Consider the following 19,064-nt stretch of genomic DNA (forward strand, 5'->3'; position numbering starts at 1 on the left):
AAAGTAACCTTACTCGGAAGTAAATTTACGCGAGCCGGAGGAGTTGGGGAATGGCCGACCGGTACCTTCATTGGACACACACAGGCCCCGGCCGTTTCCTCACACGCCGGCTCGGCCTCCCCCGGCCCGAGCGACTGCACCGCTGGTCGGCGGAGCGGCCCACGCTGGAAGGAGGCCCGCTGCTGCACCTCGCGACCGCGCACGCGCGCGACGAGAAAGAGCTGGCAGCGGTGCTCGACGGCTGTGGCGTACCGGTCGTACGTGCGCTTGCCGAGGGGTCCGGCACGCCCTGCGCCGTCGTGGTGGACGCTACGGGCATCGGCGCCGTACCGGAACTGCGGGGCATTCACGAGCTGTTGCACCCTGTCGTGCGCGCCCTCGCGCCCTGCGGACGTGTGGTCGTTCTGGGGGCCGCACCCTCGCCGGACGACCACCATCAGGCGGCGGCGCAGCAGGCGCTGGAGGGGTTCGTACGCTCCCTCGCCAAGGAGCTGCGCCGGGGCAGCACCGCCCAACTCGTGCGCCTCGCACCCGGGACAGCGCCGGGGGCGGCGGCCTCCACCCTGCGCTTCCTCCTCTCGCCCCGTTCCGCCTTCGTCAGCGGGCAGGTCATCGAGGTGGGGGCCGGGGAGGAGAGCGGCACCGCGGGCGGGCGCGCGCGTACCGCGCTGGTGACCGGGGCGGCGCGGGGGATCGGGGCCCAGGTCGCCGGCACGCTCGCTGCGGGGGGTGCGCGGGTGCTGTGCCTCGATGTGCCGCAGGCCGGCGGCGATCTCGAACAGGTCGCCGCACGCGTGGGCGGCACGGCGCTGCCGCTCGACATCACCGCGTCCGACGCGGGTGCGCGTATCGCCGACGCGCTGCCTGCCGGGGGGTTGGATGTCCTCGTGCACAATGCCGGCATCACCCGCGACCGCAAGCTCGCCAACATGCCGTCAGAGCGCTGGGACCCGGTGCTCGATGTGAACCTCGGCGGTGTGCTGCGTACCACCGACCATCTGCTGGCAGCCGGTGCTCTCCGGGGAGCGCGCGTCGTCGCCACCGCGTCGATCGCGGGCATCGCGGGGAACATGGGCCAGACCAACTACGCGGCGAGCAAGGCCGGGATCATCGGCCTCGTACGCTCCCTCGCGCCCCGTGCACGCGCCGAGCACGGAACCACCGTCAACGCCGTGGCGCCCGGCTTCATCGAGACGCGGATGACAGCGGCCGTCCCCTTCCTCGTCCGCGAGGCGGGGCGGCGTATGAACTCCCTGTCCCAGGGCGGGCTTCCCGTGGACGTGGCCGAGACCGTCGCCTGGCTGGCCGCTCCCGAGTCAGGGGCCGTCAACGGGCAGGTCGTGCGCGTGTGCGGCCAGAGCCTTCTGGGCGCGTGAGACCCCGTACACCAACGGAAAGCGACCCCGCATGCCGAAGCTGACGCGTCCCCCGCATCTGGCACCCCACCTGGCGAAAGGCGCCCTCACCTCGCCCCGTAAGCGGCCCCCGTACAAGGGCGCGCGGCTGCCCCCTGACGAGGTCACGCTCGTGGGCGCCGCCGTGGACCCCGCACGGCTTCGCGCGTACAACGCGGTCTGCCGCTTCCGGGGCGGGGCCACGCTCCCGCCCACCTACCCGCACATCATGGCGTTCCCGCTGGCCATGCGGCTGATGGCGGCGGCGGACTTCCCGTTCCCGCTGCTCGGCCTCATCCATACGGGGATCACGGTGACGTGCCCCGTACCGCTCCCCGTCACCGCGCGGCCCACCCTCACCGTGCACGCCGAGGGGGTGGCCCCGCACCGCAAGGGGACGGAGTTCACGGTGGTCACCGGCGCCGAGCTGGACGGTACGACCGTATGGCACTCCCGCAGCACCTACCTGTGCCCGCACCGCACACGGGAGTCGGCCGCACGTGACACGGCGCGCGGGGAAGAGCCGGCGGGGCTTCCCGCGCGGGCGGCCTGGGACCTGCCCGCGGATCTCGGGCGCCGGTACGCGGCGGCTTCAGGGGACCGCAACCCCATCCATCTCCACCCGCTCACCGCGCGGCTGTTCGGCTTCCCGCGGCCGATCGCGCACGGCATGTGGACGTTCGCACGCTGCCTGGCGGAACTGGACGGAGACAGCGAAGGAGGCGGAGGGGGCAAGGGGGGCGAACTCACCGAGGCGCGCGCCGTGTTCAAGGCCCCCGTGCCGCTTCCCGCCACCGTCACCTTCGGCGCCGACGGGACCGGCGCCTTCGCGCTGCGCGGCGAGGAACCACACGGCGGGCGCAGCCGTACGCACCTCAGTGGACACGTGGAGCGGGCATCCAGCGGTGGCCCTTCATCAGGTTCTCCAGCCCCGCCCAGCAGAAGTTCATGAGCGTCGCCGCCGTCTCCTTGGCCGAAGGGGCATCGTCCGTACGGGCGTTGGACCATTCGGCGAGGGACTCGGCGGCCCCCACGAGCGCGTGTGCCAGGCCCGACACCTCGCGCTCGGCCAGTTCACCGTCACAGCCCGCGTCCTTGGCCGCCTGGCCCAGCAGCAGCGTCACGATCGAGACGACCTCGACCCGCATCGCCGCGACCTCCCGCGCGAACGGCTCGCCCTGCGTCCGCGCCCTGTACAGCACCGTCACCCCGTCGGGCCGTGCGGCCGTGTGCGCGAAGAAGGCACGCAGCCCGTTCCACAGCTGCTCGTCCGCCGGTATGTCCCGCTCCCGCGTCCCCTCCCGCACGGCCGCGATCAGCGCCCCCACCTCACGCCGCACACACGCCGTGAACAGCTCTTCCTTCGACTTCAGATACAGATAGACCAGCGGCTTGGAGACCCCGGCCGCCTCGGCTATGTCATCCATCGAGGCGGCCTGGTACCCATGCCGCGCGAAGGCCCCCACCGCCGCGTCAAGCATCTGCCGCTCCCTGACTTCGCGCGGCATCCGCTTCTGCCCCACACCCGTCAACCCCTTACCCCCACGAACTCCCCACCCACGAACCGGTCCTGACCAGCCTACGCGGGGCGCCGTCCGCGAGGCCGCTGAGAAGCCCGAATGCCCGTGCCCGGCCGTAGTTGGCCGGGGCACGGGCTGGGAACCCGCGGTACGTGCGGTGAGGGTCAGCTCACCGTGGCGGGAGTCTTGGCGGGTGCCGGCTCCGAAACCGTGGGATCGGCGTCCTCGATGCTGAAGCTGCGCGCGTTGTCGAAGGTCTCGCGGTCCAGGATCTTCTCCTTGGCGGAGACCAGGACCGGTATCACGACCTGCCCGGCGACGTTGGTCGCCGTGCGCATCATGTCGAGGATGGGGTCGATGGCCAGCAGGAGGCCGACGCCCTCCAGCGGGAGGCCCAGGGTCGACAGGGTGAGGGTGAGCATCACGGTCGCGCCGGTGAGGCCCGCCGTGGCGGCGGAGCCGATGACCGAGACGAAGACGATCAGCAGGTACTCCTTGATGCCCATGTCGACGTGGAAGAACTCCGCCACGAAGATCGCCGCGATGGCCGGGTAGATCGAGGCGCAGCCGTCCATCTTGGTCGTCGAGCCGAACGGCACGGCGAAGGACGCGTACTCCTTGGGAACGCCCAGGCGCTCGGTCACCTTCTGCGTCAGCGGCATCGTGCCGACCGAGGAACGGGAGACGAAGGCGAGCTGGATCGCGGGCCAGGCACCCCTGAAGAACTGGAGCGGGTTGACCTTGGCGACCGTGCCGAGCAGCAGCGGGTAGACGCCGAAGAGCACGATGGCGCAGCCGATGTAGATGTCGGCCGTGAACGTCGCGTAGCTGCCGATCAGGTGCCAGCCGTAGTCCTTGACGGCGGCGCCGATCAGGCCGATGCTGCCGATCGGGGCGAGGCGGATGATCCACCACAGCGCCTTCTGGAGCAGCGCCAGCACCGACTCGCCGAGGGACAGGATCGGTGCGGCCTTCTCACCGAGCTTGAGCGCGGCGATACCGACGACGACCGCCATGAAGACGATCTGGAGCACCTTCAGTTCGGTGAAGGGCGTGATGACGTCCGTCGGGATGATCCCGGTGAGGAAGTCCAGCCACGAGCCCGAAGTGTCCGGCTTGCCCGCGTCCTTGGGCGAGAGGCCCGTACCCGAACCGGGGTTGGTGAGCAGGCCGATCACCAGCCCGATGGCCACGGCGATCAGCGAGGTCGCCATGAACCACAGCAGTGTGCGGGTGGCGAGCCGCGCCGCGTTGTGCACGTTGCGCAGGTTGGTGATCGAGATGGTGATCGCGAAGAAGACGAGCGGCGCGACCGCCAGCTTCAGCAGCTGGATGAAGATCTCGCCGACCTTCGTGAGCGTGGTGCCCAGCCAGGCGACGTCCCAGTTACGGGCGACCCAGCCGAGGACGACGCCGAGAACGAGACCGAGCAGGATCTGCGCCCAGAAGGGAATCCTGGGTATCCGGCGGCCGGTTGAAGGCGCGGGGGACGTATCGATCGAAGACACGGACAGGCTCCGGAGGCTTCAGAGTTGGGTGGGGAGGAAGAGCGACGAGGGTTGCGCCGGAGAGTAGTCCGGCCGCGCGCTCAGCGACAGGTCGCCGACATGCAGCGGCAGAGATCGACATGCAGCCGTGCCACGAGCGCCAAGCTCATGTGCGCGTCAGAAGTGGTGGCTGCGGTTGTCATGGCCGTCACGCTAACACCCCCTCTTTGGCCTACCCAAAGCTTGCCTTTGGGTAACAGGTACAGAAATGCTCAACGCCCCATCGGGGAAGGGTGATTCCCGATGGGGCGTCGCATGCGGTGTGACGAGGGTTACATCAGCGGCTGAGGGGGCCGGAAGACGCCGCAGAAGCCGGCGAACGAACGCTCCCGCCGCCGGACCGGGCAGGTGACCGAGTAGGGGCTCGGAACGGGCAGGTGACCGAGTACGGCTCCGAACCGGGCAGGTGCCGCCCGCCGCCGGACCGAACCGGTGCCGAACCGAACCGGTGCCGGGTGCGGCTCTAGACCGAGCTGGTGCCGGTGCGCCGGGGGCCGCGCGGAGGCTGCGGGGCCGCCGCGTCGACGGCCGCGTCCTCCTGGCTCTGGTTGGCGGCCAGCCGCTCCTTGGCGCGGTCCACACCGCCCACGATCTGCTCGGACATGGCGTCACGGTGCCTGCGCAGCAGCACATAGCTGAGGGGTGCCGAGATCACGAGCGCCAGCAGCACGAGCCAGACCGGATTGGACTTGCCGATGCCCGCGGGAACGAGCCCGAACTGCGCCAGCAGACCGACGACGATGAGGCAGCCGACGAAAATGCCAAGCCGCATGGTGGTGTAGCGAAGCGTCGCGTGCGACTTGCTGCTCACGGTGGGCCTCCAGGCTCAGGTGCGCCGAGGTTTCAAGGGTTTTGCGCGCATTACCAGTCAAGCACAGGGACCGCCGGCGATCTTCGAGGCCCCCGCCCTGCGCCCCGCCGCACCCGTGGTCACAACCGCATCGGCTGCGGCGCCTCACGCCGCTCAGGGTCCAGGCCCTCGTAGGAGCGCAGCACGCCGCGCCGCGCGTCCCGCTCGACGGGGCGGAAGCCCGAGTCCCGGATGAGGGTCAGCAGTTCCTCGCGTACGAGCACACCGGGCTCGCCGAGCGCCCCGGCCTGCGCCGCGTTCTCCGCCACGGGACCGGACAGTTCGTCGGCGCCGTGCTGGAGCACCAGCTGCGCGGTCTGCTCGCCGTGCGGAACCCAGCTCGCCGACAGGTGCGGAACGTTGTCGCACAGCAGCCGCGAGACGGCGAACGTGGTGAGGATCTCCGCGCCCGTCACCCCGTGCGGAGCGCCGGGGCTCAGCGGTACGAGCACATCGAACCCGCCCGTCTCCTGCTGGAGCGCCCGCAGCGCGAGCGCACGGCCGACCCGGTCACCGGCCGCCTCGCCGTACCCGAAGTACAGCGTGGCCGGCGTCGGCAGGCCCCTGGCGTGCGCGAGGCGCAGCGTCCGCTCCTCGTCGGCCCAGGAGAGCCCGGGCCCGCCGGCCGTTCCGGCTGTGCCCACTGTGCCCGCTGTGTCTCCTGCGTCCCCCGCGTCCCCTGTGGACTGCCGCGGCTCGTCCCAGGACAGCGCGGACAGCCCGGCGGCGGCCAGCTCTTCGAGTACGCCGCCCTCCCCGGCGCCCGAGAGCGCGGCGAAGCGTACGACGTCAGCGACGGTGAAGCCGCGCACCGCGACCGGGTCGGGCAGCGCTGACCTCAGCGCCCCCACGACCCGTACCGCTGACTCAGGGGCCAGCTCCGCACCGGCCCGCAGCCGCAGCGTCGTGGCGCCTTCCCCGGCCCAGGCCGTTGCGCGGCGCACCGCTTCCAGAGCGTCCGTGCGCTCGGTGATCTCCAGGACCCGCTCGACGGCGAAGGAGACGGTGTCGCCGTTCCTGCGGGTGCGCACCTCGTGCGCGAGCCCGCCGAGTCCGGCCAGATCGGCCGAGCCGTAGAGCGCGAGACCGTCCTCGTGGCTCAGCGGCTCCCCGGAACGGACCTTGATCGCAAGCTCGTCGAACCCGCCGAACCCACCGAGTCCGTCCGGCCCGTCGAGCTGCTCGACCTGCGCCCGTGCGTCCGTGCCCATTCCGCGGCCACCTGCCTCAATCTGTCTGTTGCGCGCCTGCGCACGCAGAGTACGTCAGCCCCCGGCGCCGCTACTCCTCGGGCAGCTCGCCGACGCGGTTCTCCCACTTCGTGGAGAGCACGATCGTCGTACGGGTGCGCGAGACACCCGTCGTGCCGGACAGCCGCCGGATGGTGCGCTCCAGATCGTCCACGTCCCCCGCGCGGACCTTCAGCATGTACGAGTCGTCGCCCGCGATGAACCAGCAGTCCTCGACCTCCTGGAGGCCGCGCAGCCGCGTGGCCACGTCCTCGTGGTCGGTGGCATCGCTGAGCTGGATGCCGATCAGAGCGGTGACGCCGAGCCCCAGCGAGGAGGCGTCAACGGTGGCGCGGTACCCGGTGATCACGCCGGCCGACTCCAGCCGGTTGATACGGTCCGTGACGCTCGGCCCCGAAAGACCGACGAGCCGGCCGAGTTCGGCATAGGAGGCTCTGCCGTTCTCGCGCAGCGCCTGGATGAGCTGCCTGTCCACCGCGTCCATGGATGCTGCTGCCTCCCGTTGTCGAGTGCTGCCGTCACCAGCGACGTGCAGACAACGAATCTAAGGCATGGAGCCGACCCCGCCTTGCCCCAGCTCCCCCTCCCAGCGCCGGTACAGCTTGTGCGGCACCCCGGCGGCATCCAGCGCTCGCCCCGCCACGAAGTCCACCAGGTCCTGAATGTGCCGCGCGCCCGCGTAAAAGGCGGGCGAAGCCGGCAGCACCACGGCGCCCGCCTCGTCCAGCGTGACGAGATGGCGCAGCGTCTGCCCGTGGAGAGGGGTCTCGCGCACGGCCACGACCAGCGGGCGGCGCTCCTTGAGCGTGACGCTCGCCGCACGCTGCAACAGGTCCTTGGACAGGCCCAGCGCGACCCCGGCCACGCATGCCGTGCTCGCCGGGACGATCAGCATCCCCCGTACCGGATACGAGCCCGAAGAGGGACCGGCCGCGAGGTCGCCGGGCGGCCAGTGCCGCACGCGTGAGGTGTCGGCCTCGAACGCGTCCGCGCTCCCGTCGGCTCCCCTCGCCAGCCATCGCCGCAGGTCGGCGTCCGCGTGCGCGTCCCGGAACGGGTGCCCGTTCTCGTCCAGGACCGTCAGCCGCGACGCACGGCTCACCACGAGGTCGACGTCCTCTCCCGCGTGCAGCAGCCCGCGGATGACCGCTGCCGCATAGGGCGTCCCCGACGCCCCCGATACGCCTACGACCCAAGGTCGCCGTCCGGATTCGTTCACACCTCCGAGCGTACGTGCCCACGCCGCGCACCCCGCGATGTGCGGTCACACGAACCCGGGAGCACGGCGTGGGCGCTCCCACAAAAACAGCAACAGGCGAGGAGCCACGAACGCACGCACGTACCCTCGTATGCATGCGCCAGCGCCGTCCCCGTCAACTCGCCGCCACAGCGGCGTGCGCCACCCTGCTCGCCGTCGCGATCACCGGCTGCTCGGCGGCCGAGAAACTCACCACGGGCCTGAAGGTGAAGCACGCCTTCGAGAAGCTGGGCGATCAGCCCTCGGCCTCGGTGATGCTCTCCGTCGACGGCACGCCGCAGGACGCGGACGCTTTCCTCCGCGCGGCCGGAGCCGCCAAGGGCCCCAAGACCCGTGACACGGCGGAACTGCTCTCCCGGGGAGAGCTGACCTTCGCAGTCGGCTCGGACCGCGAGGAGACCCCCCTCAAGGAGCTGGACCGCTCCGAACGCCTGCGCTTCGCGACGGCCGTGAACTTCGGCGGCAAGGACGTGGTGGCCGCGAAGTCGGTCGAGGAGAAGCTGTATGTGCGGCTCAACCTGCGCTCTCTGGTGGCCCAGTTGGACGGCTCCCACCGGGACCGCCAGCGCGCCCGCAAGATCGTCGGCCTTGCGGACGACCTCCCGCACACGCTCGGTTCGGCCAAGGACGCGCTGAAGGGCAAGTGGGTCGAGACCGATCCTGAGTCCTTCGACGACTTCGCGCGCGCGGCGCAGGAGATCACGGAGAGCGAGAAGAAGGGCGAGTTCGGCAAGCACGGCGCGGCCGTCTCGGAGGAGAGCGACAAGGCCAGCGAGCGCGTGGGCCGCGCCACGGCAGCGGGCCAGGCGCTGAACGGGGAGTCGGAGCGCGCGTTCCTGGAGGGCCTGGAGAAGACGCTCGGCGCACACGCGTCGTTCAAGAAGGCCGGCGAGTACGGCGGCGCCGACCACTTCACCGTCACGGTCCCAGCGCGCGACGCGGCGCCCGACCTCTCCCGCGCGCTGGAGGCACTGGGCGCACGGCTGGACCCCGCACAGGTGCCGGACCGGAAGGTGCGGGCCGACCTGGAGGTCAGGCGGGGCCAGCTGACAGGGCTGACGCTCAACCTGGAGCAGTTCCTCAGCGACGAGGCCCGCGCCAAGGGCGTGCACCTCCCGCTGCGCATGGTCTTCGGCAGCGGCGACGCGGTCTCGGTCGAGGCACCCGACGGCGTGCGCGAGCTGAAGCCGCAGGATCTGCTGGCCGCCGTGATGTACGGAGCACTGGGCACGGGCGGCATCTGACGCCATCCTGGTTCCGCGAGGCGCCGGGGGGACCGAAGGAGTTCCGCACCCCCGGAAAAGGCCGCGGACCACCCCTCAGAAGAGGCAGCGGACCGAGGAACTCCCGGCACGTTCCGTGCCGTTGTACGACCATACGGACACAGCCCCCCGAGGGAGGCGAGCATGGAGAACGGCTCGGGCGCCAAAGCGACAGCCGCGGGCAAGCTGATAGTGGGCTGGGTCGCGCTGCTGTGGGTGCTGGAGGCGGTGGACCAGGCTTCGGGAAACGCCCTGGACACCTTCGGTGTGCAGCCCCGCCGCGTGGACGAACTGCTCGATGTGATCCCCAGCGCCTTCATGCACTTCGGGTTCGACCACCTGATGGCGAACACCCTGCCCCTGCTGATCCTCGGCTTCCTCGCCGCGCTGCGCGGCATCGGCCGCTTCATATCGGTCGCGCTGATCATCATCGTGACCAGCGGCATGGGCGTCTGGCTGATCGCTCCGGCGGGCAGCAACACCGCGGGTGCCTCGGGCCTGATCTTCGGGCTCTTCGGCTATCTCCTGATCCGCGGCTTCGTGGACCGGCGGATCACCGATGTCGCCCTGGGCGCCGTGGTCGCCGTCTTCTACGGCTCGATCCTGTGGGGCGTCCTGCCCACCGAAGCCGGCATCTCCTGGCAGGGCCACCTCTTCGGCCTGCTAGGCGGCATCCTCGCCGCCTTCGTGACAGCGGCCCCCCGCGCCCTGGGCGAAACCAAACCCACCTGGCACTGAACACCCAACGCGGCGCCCCGAGGAACGCGAGGACCAGCAGTGCCCCGAAGGGGCGCGGGGAACTGCGCGCCCAGCCACAGAAGAGCGGCACCCGCCCGACAACCCCAGCAAACACGGCGCGACCGCAAACCCCGTGCGGGAAAACTCAGAACGAGGGGGTACTCAGCGCGAGGCCACACCCGAAGTGATCAGCACGAGGCCACACCCGAAGTGAGAGGAACACTCACAACGCGAGCCCCCGCACCGCGAGGTCCAAGAGGGCGCACACGAAGAACGCGATCCCGATAAAGCTGTTGACCTGGAAGAACGCCCGGTTCAACCGCGTCAGGTCATGGGGCCGCACAACCCTGTGCTCGTACACGAAGGCAACCGCGACGATCACCAGCCCGAACCAGTACAAGACCCCGGCCGAGGTCATCGCACCGAACACGGCAAGCAGCGCGACGGTGACGAGGTGCGCGCCCCGCGTGGCATGGATCGCGGCGGCCGTACCGAAGCGCGCGGGCGTCGACTTGACCCCGTTGGCACGGTCGGCCTCGACGTCCTGGCACGCGTAGATGAGGTCGAAGCCGCCGATCCAGATCCCGACGGCGAGCCCGAGCACCGCGGCCTCCCAGGACCAGGTCCCGGTGACCGCGAGCCACGCGCCGACAGGGCCGATGGCCTGGGCGAGGCCGAGGATGGCGTGCGGGAAGTGGGTGAAGCGCTTCCCGTACGGATAGACCACCATCGGGATCACGGCCACCGGCGCCAGCGCGAGGCACAGCGGGTTGAGCAGCGCGCAGGCGCCCAGGAAGACCACGACGGCGACGACGGCGCCGGTCCAGGCGGTACGTACGGAGACGGCGCCGGTCACCAGTTCGCGCGTGGCGGTGCGCGGATTACGGGCGTCGATCTCGCGGTCGATGATGCGGTTCGCCGCCATCGCGAAGGTGCGCATCCCGACCATGGCGACGGTCACCAGGAAGAGCTGCCACCAGTGCGTGCTGCGGCTGTCCCGGAACATCGCGGTCAGCGTGGCGGTGTAGGCGAACGGCAGCGCGAAGACGGAGTGCTCGATCACGACGAGCCGCAGAAAGGCCCGCACCCGCCCCGCGTCGGCCCCCGGGCCAGGACCCGGCCCGACAACCCCCTCGGCGGCACTGGTCACCGCACGGCTCCCTTCGCTTCCGCACCCACGCGGCAGCGCCGCCCTGCACCCGTACTCCCCGCGACCCGCACCGCATCGGGCGCCGTTCCCAGCAGAGTTTCCGGCAGCGTTCCCGGCAGCGTGCCCGGGGCCGGGAACGCTCTCGTACGCGGCATCACAGGCCGTACTCCGTCCAGCGTCGCGTGACCAGGTCCGCGACCGCGGGCTCTGACTCGACCATCCGCGGCCACCCGCCGTCGCGGGTGTAGCCCTCCTCGGGCAGCTTGCGGGTGGCGTCGATACCGGCCTTGCCGCCCCAGAACTGCTGGTAGGAGGCGTGGTCGAGGTGGTCGACGGGCCCTTCGACGACGGAGAGGTCGCGCGCGTAGTCGACGTTGCCGAGCGCGCGCCAGGAGACCTCGTGCATGTTCCGCACGTCGCAGTCCTTGTCCACGATCACGATCAGCTTGGTCAGGGACATCATGTGGGCGCCCCAGATCGCGTGCATCACCTTCTGCGCGTGCTTGGGGTAACGCTTGTCGATGGCGACGACGGCGCAGTTGTGGAAGCCGCCCGACTCGGGCAGGTGGTAGTCCACGATGTCCGGCACGATGATCTTCAGCAGCGGCAGGAAGAACCGCTCGGTGGCCCGGCCCAGCGGCCCGTCCTCGGTCGGCGGCCGGCCGACCACGATGGACTGGAGCAGCGGGCGCTTGCGCGTCGTCACGCAGTCGATCCGCAGCGCGGGGAAGGGCTCCTGCGGCGTGTAGAAGCCGGTGTGGTCGCCGAACGGGCCCTCCGGCAGCATCTCGCCGGGTTCGAGCCAGCCCTCCAGGACGACCTCGGCGGCGGCGGGCACCTGGAGCGGCACCGTCTTGCAGTCGACCATCTCGACGCGCTTGCCCTGGAGGAAACCGGCCAGCAGGTACTCGTCGATGTCGCCGGGCAGCGGCGCCGTCGAGGCGTAGGTGACGGCCGGCGGGCAGCCGAAGGCGATGGCGATCGGCAGCTTCTCACCGCGCCGTGCCGCGACCTGGTAGTGGTTGCGGCTGTCCTTGTGGATCTGCCAGTGCATACCGATGGTGCGCCGGTCGTGCCGCTGGAGGCGGTAGAGGCCCAGGTTCCGTACGCCGCTCTCGGGGTCCTTGGTGTGGGTGAGGCCGAGGTTGAAGAAGGAGCCGCCGTCCGCGGGCCAGGTGAACAGCGCGGGCAGCCGGTCGAGATCCACATCGTCGCCCTCGTACACGACTTCCTGGACCGGCGCTTCCTTGACCTTCTTCGGCGGCACGTGTGTCATCGCGCCGAGCTTCCCGAAGGCTTCCCTGAACCCGACGAATCCCTGCGGCAGTTCGGGCTTGAGCAGGCCGCCGATCTTGTCGCTGATCTCGTCGTAGGACGCGAGCCCCAGCGCCTTGAGCAGGCGGCGGTCGGTGCCGAAGACGTTCATCGCCAGGGGCATCGAGGAGCCCTTGACGTTCTCGAAGAGCAGTGCGGGACCGCCGGCCTTGTTGACCCGGTCGACGATTTCTCCGACTTCGAGGTACGGATCCACTTCGGCCTTGATCCGCGTGAGGTCGCGGTCACGCTCCAGCGCACGCAGCAGCGAGCGGAGATCGTCGTATGCCATACGCCCCAGTATCCTCCCCGTAGCCATGGCCCTGAGCGCGGGGCCACCGCTCGGCCCATTACGCTGGCGGTGTGGGGTTCCCGCATCCGGGCTCCCCGCACCGCACCAATCCGGCGGCATCTCGCATCCCAGGGGGCGTTCCGCGTGATCAGGTATCTGCCGTTCCTTCTGATCCTGGCCGTGTGGATCTACGCGTTCATCGACTGCCTCAACACGCAGGAGAAGGAAGTACGCAAGCTCCCCAAGGTCGCATGGGTCATCATCATCCTGCTCTTCGGGCAGGTCCTGCTGGGCCCCATCGCCTGGTTCGCCGTGGGCAGGCCGCGGCGCAACGCGCCCTACGGCGCGACCCGTCCCCAGGAACGCCGCTGGGTGGCGCCCGACGACAACCCGGACTTCCTCAAGTCCCTGGGCAAGGACGACCCGTCCGCTCCGGAGGACCCCCCGCCCGGAACCCGGTCCGAACCGGCACCCGAGCCCGACCCCGAGCCGAAGCCGCGCGGCGGGAACGCCGGGAACGAGACCCCCGAGGACCAGCGCCCCGGCCCCGAGGACCCGCCGCGCTGACGCGCTGATCCGGCCCCGCGCCTCTTGCCCTTCGTACGGGACACTCTTGTCCTTCGTACGAGGGGCGCCGTCTGTCGCCCCTCGTACGGGGGTGCGCGCTCCTCGCCCGCTCACCCCTCGCGGGAGGCGTACTCCGCGCGGAGCGCGGCGAAGCGTTCGGGGGTCCAGCCCGACCAGTCGGTCGGACGGTCGTCCAGCTCCTGGTGGAGCAGTTCGAAGTGCTGGTGCCAGCCGGCGAGGCGGTCGACGCGGGACTCCTCGTCGCCCGTGAAGTCGTTGCGGAAGCGCACCCGCGTCCTGTCGTCGTCCGGTGTGCCCCGCAGCGTGAAGCCGAAGGAGCCGCGGGCGTCGACGGTGTACTCCGCGAGCCGCCGCCGCGACCATGCGGTGATCCGTCCGGGCGCGACCAGTTCCGGGCCGTCCTCGTCGGAGGGGCCGCCCTTCAGCCAGCGCAGCGTCACCGCACCGCCGGGCCCCGGCTCGAAGGGGTCGGCGGTGGCCAGCCACCCGCTCAGTCCTCCGGGTGTGGCGACGGCGGCCCACACGCTGTCCACAGGGTGTGGGAACTCCAGCTCGAACCCGATCGTGTGCGCGGCACCGTCCGGGCTGCTGTGCGTGCTGCCGTAAGGGACTTCGCCGTACGGAACGTACGACGACTGACTCTCGGTGCTCATGGCTCCACCTTCAACCCGCACAGACGACCGTGCCGCCTCAGACGCCCGCGTACGAGTGCTTACCGTTGAACAGGATGTTCACACCGTAGTAGTTGAACAGGAAACAGGCGAAGGCGAACAGTGCGAGATATGCCGCTTTCCTGCCCTTCCAGCCCGCCGTGGCACGCGCGTGCAGGTAGGCGGCGAAGGCGACCCAGGTGATGAACGACCAGACCTCCTTGGGGTCCCAGCCCCAGTAGCGGCCCCACGCGTCGCCCGCCCAGATCGCGCCCGCGACGATCGTGAAGGTCCAGAAGGGGAAGACCGCCGCGTTGATGCGGTAGGCGAACTTGTCCAGCGAGCTGGCCGAGGGCAGCCGCTCCATGATCGAGGTCCGCACCTTGCCGGGCGTGCGCCCGTTCATCAGGTGCGTCTCGTAGGAGTCCCGGAAGAGGTAGAGCACGGAGCCGACGAAGCCGAGGTAGAACAGCGCGCCGCAGATGATGGCGAGCGAGACGTGGATCCACAGCCAGTACGAGTGCAGCGCGGGCACGAGCTGGGAGCTGTCGGTGTACAGGACCGTGACCGCGAGGCCCAGGTCCAGCAGCACGGTGGTGACCAGCGGCAGCCCGATCCAGCGGACGTTCTTCTTGGCGATCAGGAAGCCGAGGTACCCGGCGACGATGACCATGGAGAAGGCCGTGGAGAACTCGTACATGTTCGCCCAGGGGGCGCGCTGCACGGAGAGCGAACGGGTCAGCACGCCCGCCGCGTGCAGCGCGAAGGCCAGCACCGTCAGCGAGATGGCGATCCGCCCGTACATGTCGCCCTGCTGGTCGCCGCCCGCGGCGCCGGGGCCGTCGGGCAGGTCTCCCCGCTTGCCGGCGGCGGAGCGTGTGACGACCTTGGGCGCCGCGGGCTTCTCCAGTACAGCCGTACCGCCCGAACCGTCCTTGACCTGGACAGCGACACCGGCCTGCGCGGGCACCGGGGCGTCCTTGGCCTTGTCGTCCGCGGTGAGCGCCGCCGCCGTACGAGCGACCTTGCTGCGGCTGCCGAACGTCCACTCGGCGATGTACGCGAAGAACGCGAGGGTGTAGACAGCCATCGCCGAATAGATCAGATAGTTACTGATCTGGGCGATCTGCTCGTTGGGCTCGGCGGCTAGGAAGGTCATGTGCCTGCTCCTTCGGCGGGTTCAGCAGGATCGGCCGGCTCGGCCGGGTCGTCGGGGTGGTCGGTGGCGGAGTCCTCAGCGGGGGCTTCGTCGGCGTCGGTGGCGGTTTCGTCGGTCGGTGCGGGGCGCTCGGGTGCGGTCTCGGCGGGGGCCGCCTCCTGCATGGCGAGGGCAAGGGACCCGATTTCTCCGGGGAGATGGGCCGACTCGCTGCGGCCGAGCCCCGCCATCTCGACGACGGTACGCCCGTCACTTCCGGTGACCGCACGCACCCATACCCTGCGCCGCTGGATGAACAGGGAACCCGCCAGGCCCACGATGGCGGTGAGGGCACCGCCGAGGGCCCAGCCGTTGCCGACCTGGTGGACGATCTGGAAGTTGGCCCACTGCTTGATGCCGTCGAACTTCAGGCTGCCCGCGCCGTTCGGCAGCGTCATCGTGTTGCCGGGTTCGAGGCGCTTGGCGAACGGACTGCCGTCCTTGCCCTTGAACTTCTTCATGTTCTCCGTGTTGAGCTGGTACACGTTCTGCGCGGGCCCGCCGTCGACGCCCAGGTTGCCGTGGTAGGCGGTCAGGAAGAGCGACGGATTGTTGGGGTTCGGGGAGCGCGAGAACATCGTGCCGGTGCCCGGCGCGAAGTCGGGGACGAAGAAGCCCTGGAAGCCGAGCTGGTCCTTGCGGCCCTTGGCGTCGACGTAGTCGGTGACCTTCACGACGCCGCTGGAGGTGAGGTTGGCGTCCTGCTGGAGGAAGGGAACGGGGCCCTTGTAGGCGACGTTGCCCTTGCCGTCCTTGACGGTGACGACGGGCGCGTAGGCGTGCGCGATCAGGAAGACCTTGGTGTTGCCGACGTGCAGCGGCTCGTTCACCTTGATCGTGGTGTCCTTCTCCTTGCCGCCCGAGCCCTTCCAGTACGAGACGTAGGCGCTGAAGTCCGTCGCCGTGCCCTTGTTGGGGCCGTCCTCCTCGTAGTCGGCGTCGAAGTCCTTGAGCCGGAAGCCGAAGGAGTCCAGGTCGTCGGGGGTGAACAGGGAGCCGGACTTGAAGTCGTCGTACTGGGTGAGGGTGTTGGAGAACCCGTCACCCTGCACGATCAGCTTGCCGCCGTCGGACTTCCACAGCTGCCCGGCCGCGAAGGCCAGCAGCATCACGATCAGCGCGATGTGGAAGAGCAGGTTCCCCGCCTCGCGCAGATAGCCCTTCTCCGAGGAGACGGCCCCGTCCTTCACCTGCGTACGGAAGCGCTTGCCGTCCAGCAGCCCGCGCGCGGCCTCCAGCACCTTCTCCGGCTCGGCCCGCGTACGCCACGTGGTGTAGGCGGGCATCCGGTCCAGGCGGCGCGGCGCGCGCGGCGGCCTGGCGCGCAGCTGGCCGACGAACTGCCAGGTGCGCGGCACGATGCAGCCGACCAGCGAGATGAACAGCAGGATGTAGATCGCCGAGAACCACACCGAGGTGTAGACGTCGAACAGCTGGAGCTTGTCGTAGATCGGCGCGAGCGTCTCGTGCTGTTCGCGGAACCTGTCGACCTTGACCGCGTCGACGGAAGTCTGCGGGATGACCGAGCCGGGGATCGCGCCGAGGGAGAGCAGGAAGAGCAGTATCAGCGCGACCCGCATCGAGGTCAGCTGCCGCCAGAACCAGCGCAGCCAGCCCAGTACCCCCAGCGACGGAACGTTCAGCCGCTCCTCCGCGGGAGCCGTGGACAGTTGCGACGTGGCCTCACGCGTCTCCCGGGAGTCACGGGACTCACGGGATTCCGGGGGCTCCTGGCCTTCCCGCGCCGTGTCCGTCTCGCCGGTCCCGACGTCGCTGCCGGTCGTGCTCATGGATCAGATCCCCACCGTGAAGTCGGACGACCAGACCGTGATCTCGTAGACGATCCGGTCCCAGATGCCTGTGACGAGCAGGATGCCGACCACGACGAGCATGCCGCCGCCGATCCGCATGACCCACGCGTAGTGCCGCTTCACCCAGCCGAACGCGCCCAGCGCGCGCCGGAAGGCGACAGCGGCGAGGACGAACGGCACGCCCAGACCGACGCAGTACGCCACCGTGAGCAGCGCCCCGCGCTCCGCGCTCGCCTGGCTCGACGACAGCGTGAGCACGGCGGCGAGCGTAGGACCGATGCACGGTGTCCAGCCGATCCCGAAGAGCACCCCGAGCATCGGAGCGCCCGCCAGCCCTATGGCGGGGCGTTTGTGGATACGGAATTCGCGCGAAGTGAAGCGCGAGAGAGGACCGAGCGCCCCCATGAAGGCGAGCCCCAGCAGGATCGTGAGGACGCCCATCACCTTGGAGATGACGTCCCGGTTCTCCTGGAGCACGGCACCGAAGCCGCCGAAGAGCGCGCCGCCCGAGACGAAGACAGCCGTGAAGCCCAGCACGAAGAGCCCGGCCCCCGCGAACATCCGTCCGCGCCGCGCCTCCGCCAGGTCGGTGCCGCTGACCCCGGTGACGTAGGAGAGGTAACCGGGGACGAGCGGCAGCACGCAGGGCGAGAAGAAGGAGACCAGTCCGCCGAGGAGCGCGACGGGGAGGGCGAGGAGGAGGGCGCCGTTGAGCACGGTCTCGTTCATGCCGGTCGCGGCGAGGGCGGTCATCGGGCGGTCACTTGGCCGCGATGAGGGGGTCGAGCGCGTCGCGCAGCTCCTTCTCGCTCAGTTCCTTGAGCGCGCGCACGGCGACCTTTCCCTCCCTGTCGAGGATGAGGGTGGACGGGATGGCCTGCGGAGAGAGCGTGTTCTTGGGGAACTTGAGGATGAGCTTGCCGCTGGGGTCGTAGAAGCTCGGGTAGTCGATGTCGTAGTTCCGCTCGAACGCCTTGGCGTTGGCCTTGTCCAGGTCCCGGGTGTTGATCCCGACGAACTGGACGTCCTTGCCCTCGGTGTCCCGTGCGACCTTGGCGAGGTTCGGCGCCTCCGCCCGGCACGGGCTGCACCAGGAACCCCACACGTTCAGCACCACGATCTTGCCCCGGTAGTCGGAGAGCTTCAGATCCTTGCCGTCGACGGAGGGGCCCGAAAGGTCGGGAACGGAGGTGCGCTTGGCCGCTGACACCTTGGTGATCTCGCCCGTACCCTTCACGAACTTCGTGTCGCCCGAGGCGGAGCCCGCCTCCTCACCGCCGCAGGCCGACAGCAGCAGCGCGCCCACGGCGGCACCGGCGGCCAGCAGCGTCAGACGGCGGCGGGACCCGCCTCTGCGCCCGGCGCGAGAGGCCCCTCCCCTGTGCGCGGCGCGACCGGAGGAGTTAGCGCGGATCTGGCTCATGTGAAAAGTTTCGCATGGGCCCCGCGGGGATCTTCCACACCCCCCGCTTCCCCCCGTCCCACCGCCTGCGCCACCGCCGAACTCCCAGCTCAGGCCCCGAATCCCTTGCCCTGCTGACCCTTCACCCGCTTCGCGCCGGCCCTGAGGTGCGCAGGCACAAGATCACGCGCGGGTTCGGTGTAGCCGACGGAGACGATCCTGTCGCCGAGGAAGGTGAAGCTGGTCAGCGAAGCGAGCGTGCACTGCCGTCTGCGCGGGTCGTGCCACAGCCGGCGGCGCTCCACGAAGCTGCGCAGGATCCAGATGGGCAACTGGTGGCTCACCACCACCGCTTCGTGCCCGCGCGCCGCGTCCTTCGCGGTCTCCAGCGCACCCCTCATCCGTACGACCTGGTCGATGTACGGCTCGCCCCAGGAGGGCCGGAAGGGGTTGCGCAGGTGCCGCCAGTTCTCCGGCCTGCGCAGCGCGCCGTCGCCCACACCGAAGGTCTTGCCCTGGAAGACGTTGCCCGCCTCGATCAGCCGTTCGTCGGTGGCCACGTCCAGCCCGTGCGACTTGGCGATCGGCGCCGCCGTCTCCTGCGCGCGCTCCAGCGGCGAGGCGCCGACGTGCGCGATGTCGCGGCCCTCCAGGTGCTCGGCGACCCTGTCCGCCATCCTGCGGCCGAGGTCGGACAGGTGGTACCCGGCCAGCCGCCCGTAGAGGATGCCCTCCGGGTTCTCCACCTCGCCGTGCCGCATCACATGGACGACGGTGACGGCCTTCTCTCCGGCCGATCCGGCCGATCCGGCAGACCCGGTCGATCCGGCAGACCCGCCG

At 70.2% G+C, this 19,064-nt stretch carries 19 protein-coding genes; 5 read left to right on the top strand and 14 right to left on the bottom strand.

Annotated features, from left to right (window positions below; genetic code table 11):
* Nucleotides 1–50: 50 nt before the first annotated feature.
* Together NMN56_RS17905 and NMN56_RS17910 are read left to right on the top strand one after the other, a co-directional pair.
* Complete coding sequence (locus NMN56_RS17905; RefSeq protein WP_274040473.1) at nucleotides 51–1,376, top strand: 3-oxoacyl-ACP reductase; 1,326 nt, start codon at nucleotides 51–53, stop codon at nucleotides 1,374–1,376.
* 31 nt (nucleotides 1,377–1,407) lie between these two features.
* Entirely contained in the window at nucleotides 1,408–2,346 is a 939-nt protein-coding gene (locus tag NMN56_RS17910; protein WP_274040474.1) for a MaoC family dehydratase, read from the top strand.
* On the opposite strand, the gene NMN56_RS17915 is transcribed toward NMN56_RS17910, so the two are convergent.
* From NMN56_RS17915 to NMN56_RS17940, 6 genes are all read right to left on the bottom strand, one after another.
* Nucleotides 2,270–2,902, bottom strand: a complete 633-nt coding sequence (locus NMN56_RS17915) for a TetR/AcrR family transcriptional regulator (protein WP_274040562.1) — start codon at nucleotides 2,900–2,902, stop codon at nucleotides 2,270–2,272. The genes NMN56_RS17910 and NMN56_RS17915 overlap by 77 nt on opposite strands.
* A 176-nt stretch (nucleotides 2,903–3,078) precedes the next feature.
* Nucleotides 3,079–4,422, bottom strand: a complete 1,344-nt coding sequence (locus NMN56_RS17920; protein WP_274040475.1) for a dicarboxylate/amino acid:cation symporter — start codon at nucleotides 4,420–4,422, stop codon at nucleotides 3,079–3,081.
* A 502-nt stretch (nucleotides 4,423–4,924) separates the two neighbouring features.
* On the bottom strand, nucleotides 4,925–5,233 hold the full coding sequence (locus tag NMN56_RS17925) for a DUF4229 domain-containing protein (RefSeq protein WP_430542618.1): 309 nt from the start codon (nucleotides 5,231–5,233) through the stop codon (nucleotides 4,925–4,927).
* 158 nt (nucleotides 5,234–5,391) lie between these two features.
* Entirely contained in the window at nucleotides 5,392–6,522 is a 1,131-nt protein-coding gene (locus NMN56_RS17930; protein ID WP_274040477.1) for a hypothetical protein, read from the bottom strand.
* Between the two features lie 70 nt (nucleotides 6,523–6,592).
* Nucleotides 6,593–7,045 (bottom strand): Lrp/AsnC family transcriptional regulator, encoded by a 453-nt coding sequence (locus NMN56_RS17935; protein ID WP_274040478.1) that lies wholly within the window; start codon nucleotides 7,043–7,045, stop codon nucleotides 6,593–6,595.
* A 60-nt stretch (nucleotides 7,046–7,105) separates the two neighbouring features.
* Complete coding sequence (locus tag NMN56_RS17940; protein WP_274040479.1) at nucleotides 7,106–7,780, bottom strand: UbiX family flavin prenyltransferase; 675 nt, start codon at nucleotides 7,778–7,780, stop codon at nucleotides 7,106–7,108.
* Nucleotides 7,781–7,914: 134 nt separating this feature from the next.
* On the opposite strand from NMN56_RS17940, the gene NMN56_RS17945 reads away from it, so the two are divergent.
* Nucleotides 7,915–9,063: a hypothetical protein gene (locus NMN56_RS17945; RefSeq protein WP_274040480.1), complete on the top strand. Its 1,149-nt coding sequence runs from the start codon at nucleotides 7,915–7,917 to the stop codon at nucleotides 9,061–9,063.
* A gap of 162 nt (nucleotides 9,064–9,225) precedes the next feature.
* On the top strand, nucleotides 9,226–9,819 hold the full coding sequence (locus tag NMN56_RS17950; RefSeq protein ID WP_274040481.1) for a rhomboid family intramembrane serine protease: 594 nt from the start codon (nucleotides 9,226–9,228) through the stop codon (nucleotides 9,817–9,819).
* A 223-nt stretch (nucleotides 9,820–10,042) separates the two neighbouring features.
* Here the strand turns inward: NMN56_RS17950 and mqnP are convergent, their stop codons facing one another.
* Complete coding sequence (gene mqnP / locus NMN56_RS17955) at nucleotides 10,043–10,969, bottom strand: menaquinone biosynthesis prenyltransferase MqnP (RefSeq protein ID WP_274040482.1); 927 nt, start codon at nucleotides 10,967–10,969, stop codon at nucleotides 10,043–10,045.
* A gap of 154 nt (nucleotides 10,970–11,123) precedes the next feature.
* Entirely contained in the window at nucleotides 11,124–12,575 is a 1,452-nt protein-coding gene (locus NMN56_RS17960) for a menaquinone biosynthesis decarboxylase (protein WP_274040483.1), read from the bottom strand.
* Between the two features lie 144 nt (nucleotides 12,576–12,719).
* Here NMN56_RS17960 and NMN56_RS17965 point away from each other — a divergent pair, with 144 nt between their 5' ends.
* Nucleotides 12,720–13,142, top strand: a complete 423-nt coding sequence (locus NMN56_RS17965; protein WP_274040484.1) for a PLD nuclease N-terminal domain-containing protein — start codon at nucleotides 12,720–12,722, stop codon at nucleotides 13,140–13,142.
* Between the two features lie 110 nt (nucleotides 13,143–13,252).
* Here the strand turns inward: NMN56_RS17965 and NMN56_RS17970 are convergent, their stop codons facing one another.
* The 6 genes from NMN56_RS17970 to NMN56_RS17995 form a co-directional block, all read right to left on the bottom strand.
* Nucleotides 13,253–13,816 carry an SRPBCC domain-containing protein gene (locus tag NMN56_RS17970; protein ID WP_274040485.1) on the bottom strand — a complete coding sequence of 188 codons (564 nt, stop codon included), beginning with the start codon at nucleotides 13,814–13,816 and terminating at the stop codon, nucleotides 13,253–13,255.
* 37 nt (nucleotides 13,817–13,853) lie between these two features.
* Nucleotides 13,854–14,972 carry a c-type cytochrome biogenesis protein CcsB gene (gene ccsB, locus NMN56_RS17975; RefSeq protein ID WP_274040486.1) on the bottom strand — a complete coding sequence of 373 codons (1,119 nt, stop codon included), beginning with the start codon at nucleotides 14,970–14,972 and terminating at the stop codon, nucleotides 13,854–13,856.
* Complete coding sequence (gene resB, locus NMN56_RS17980; RefSeq protein WP_274040487.1) at nucleotides 14,969–16,801, bottom strand: cytochrome c biogenesis protein ResB; 1,833 nt, start codon at nucleotides 16,799–16,801, stop codon at nucleotides 14,969–14,971. Before resB ends, ccsB begins: the two co-directional genes overlap by 4 nt.
* 3 nt (nucleotides 16,802–16,804) lie before the next feature.
* The gene (locus NMN56_RS17985) at nucleotides 16,805–17,575 is read right to left on the bottom strand and encodes a cytochrome c biogenesis CcdA family protein (RefSeq protein ID WP_274040488.1); all 771 of its coding nucleotides are present in this window, start codon (nucleotides 17,573–17,575) and stop codon (nucleotides 16,805–16,807) included.
* Nucleotides 17,576–17,582: 7 nt separating this feature from the next.
* Nucleotides 17,583–18,245 carry a TlpA family protein disulfide reductase gene (locus NMN56_RS17990; RefSeq protein ID WP_274040489.1) on the bottom strand — a complete coding sequence of 221 codons (663 nt, stop codon included), beginning with the start codon at nucleotides 18,243–18,245 and terminating at the stop codon, nucleotides 17,583–17,585.
* A gap of 89 nt (nucleotides 18,246–18,334) precedes the next feature.
* Complete coding sequence (locus NMN56_RS17995) at nucleotides 18,335–18,985, bottom strand: histidine phosphatase family protein (RefSeq protein ID WP_274040563.1); 651 nt, start codon at nucleotides 18,983–18,985, stop codon at nucleotides 18,335–18,337.
* Nucleotides 18,986–19,064 lie beyond the last annotated feature (79 nt).

The sequence above is a fragment of the Streptomyces iconiensis genome (assembly GCF_028657195.3).
GTDB lineage: Bacteria > Actinomycetota > Actinomycetes > Streptomycetales > Streptomycetaceae > Streptomyces > Streptomyces iconiensis.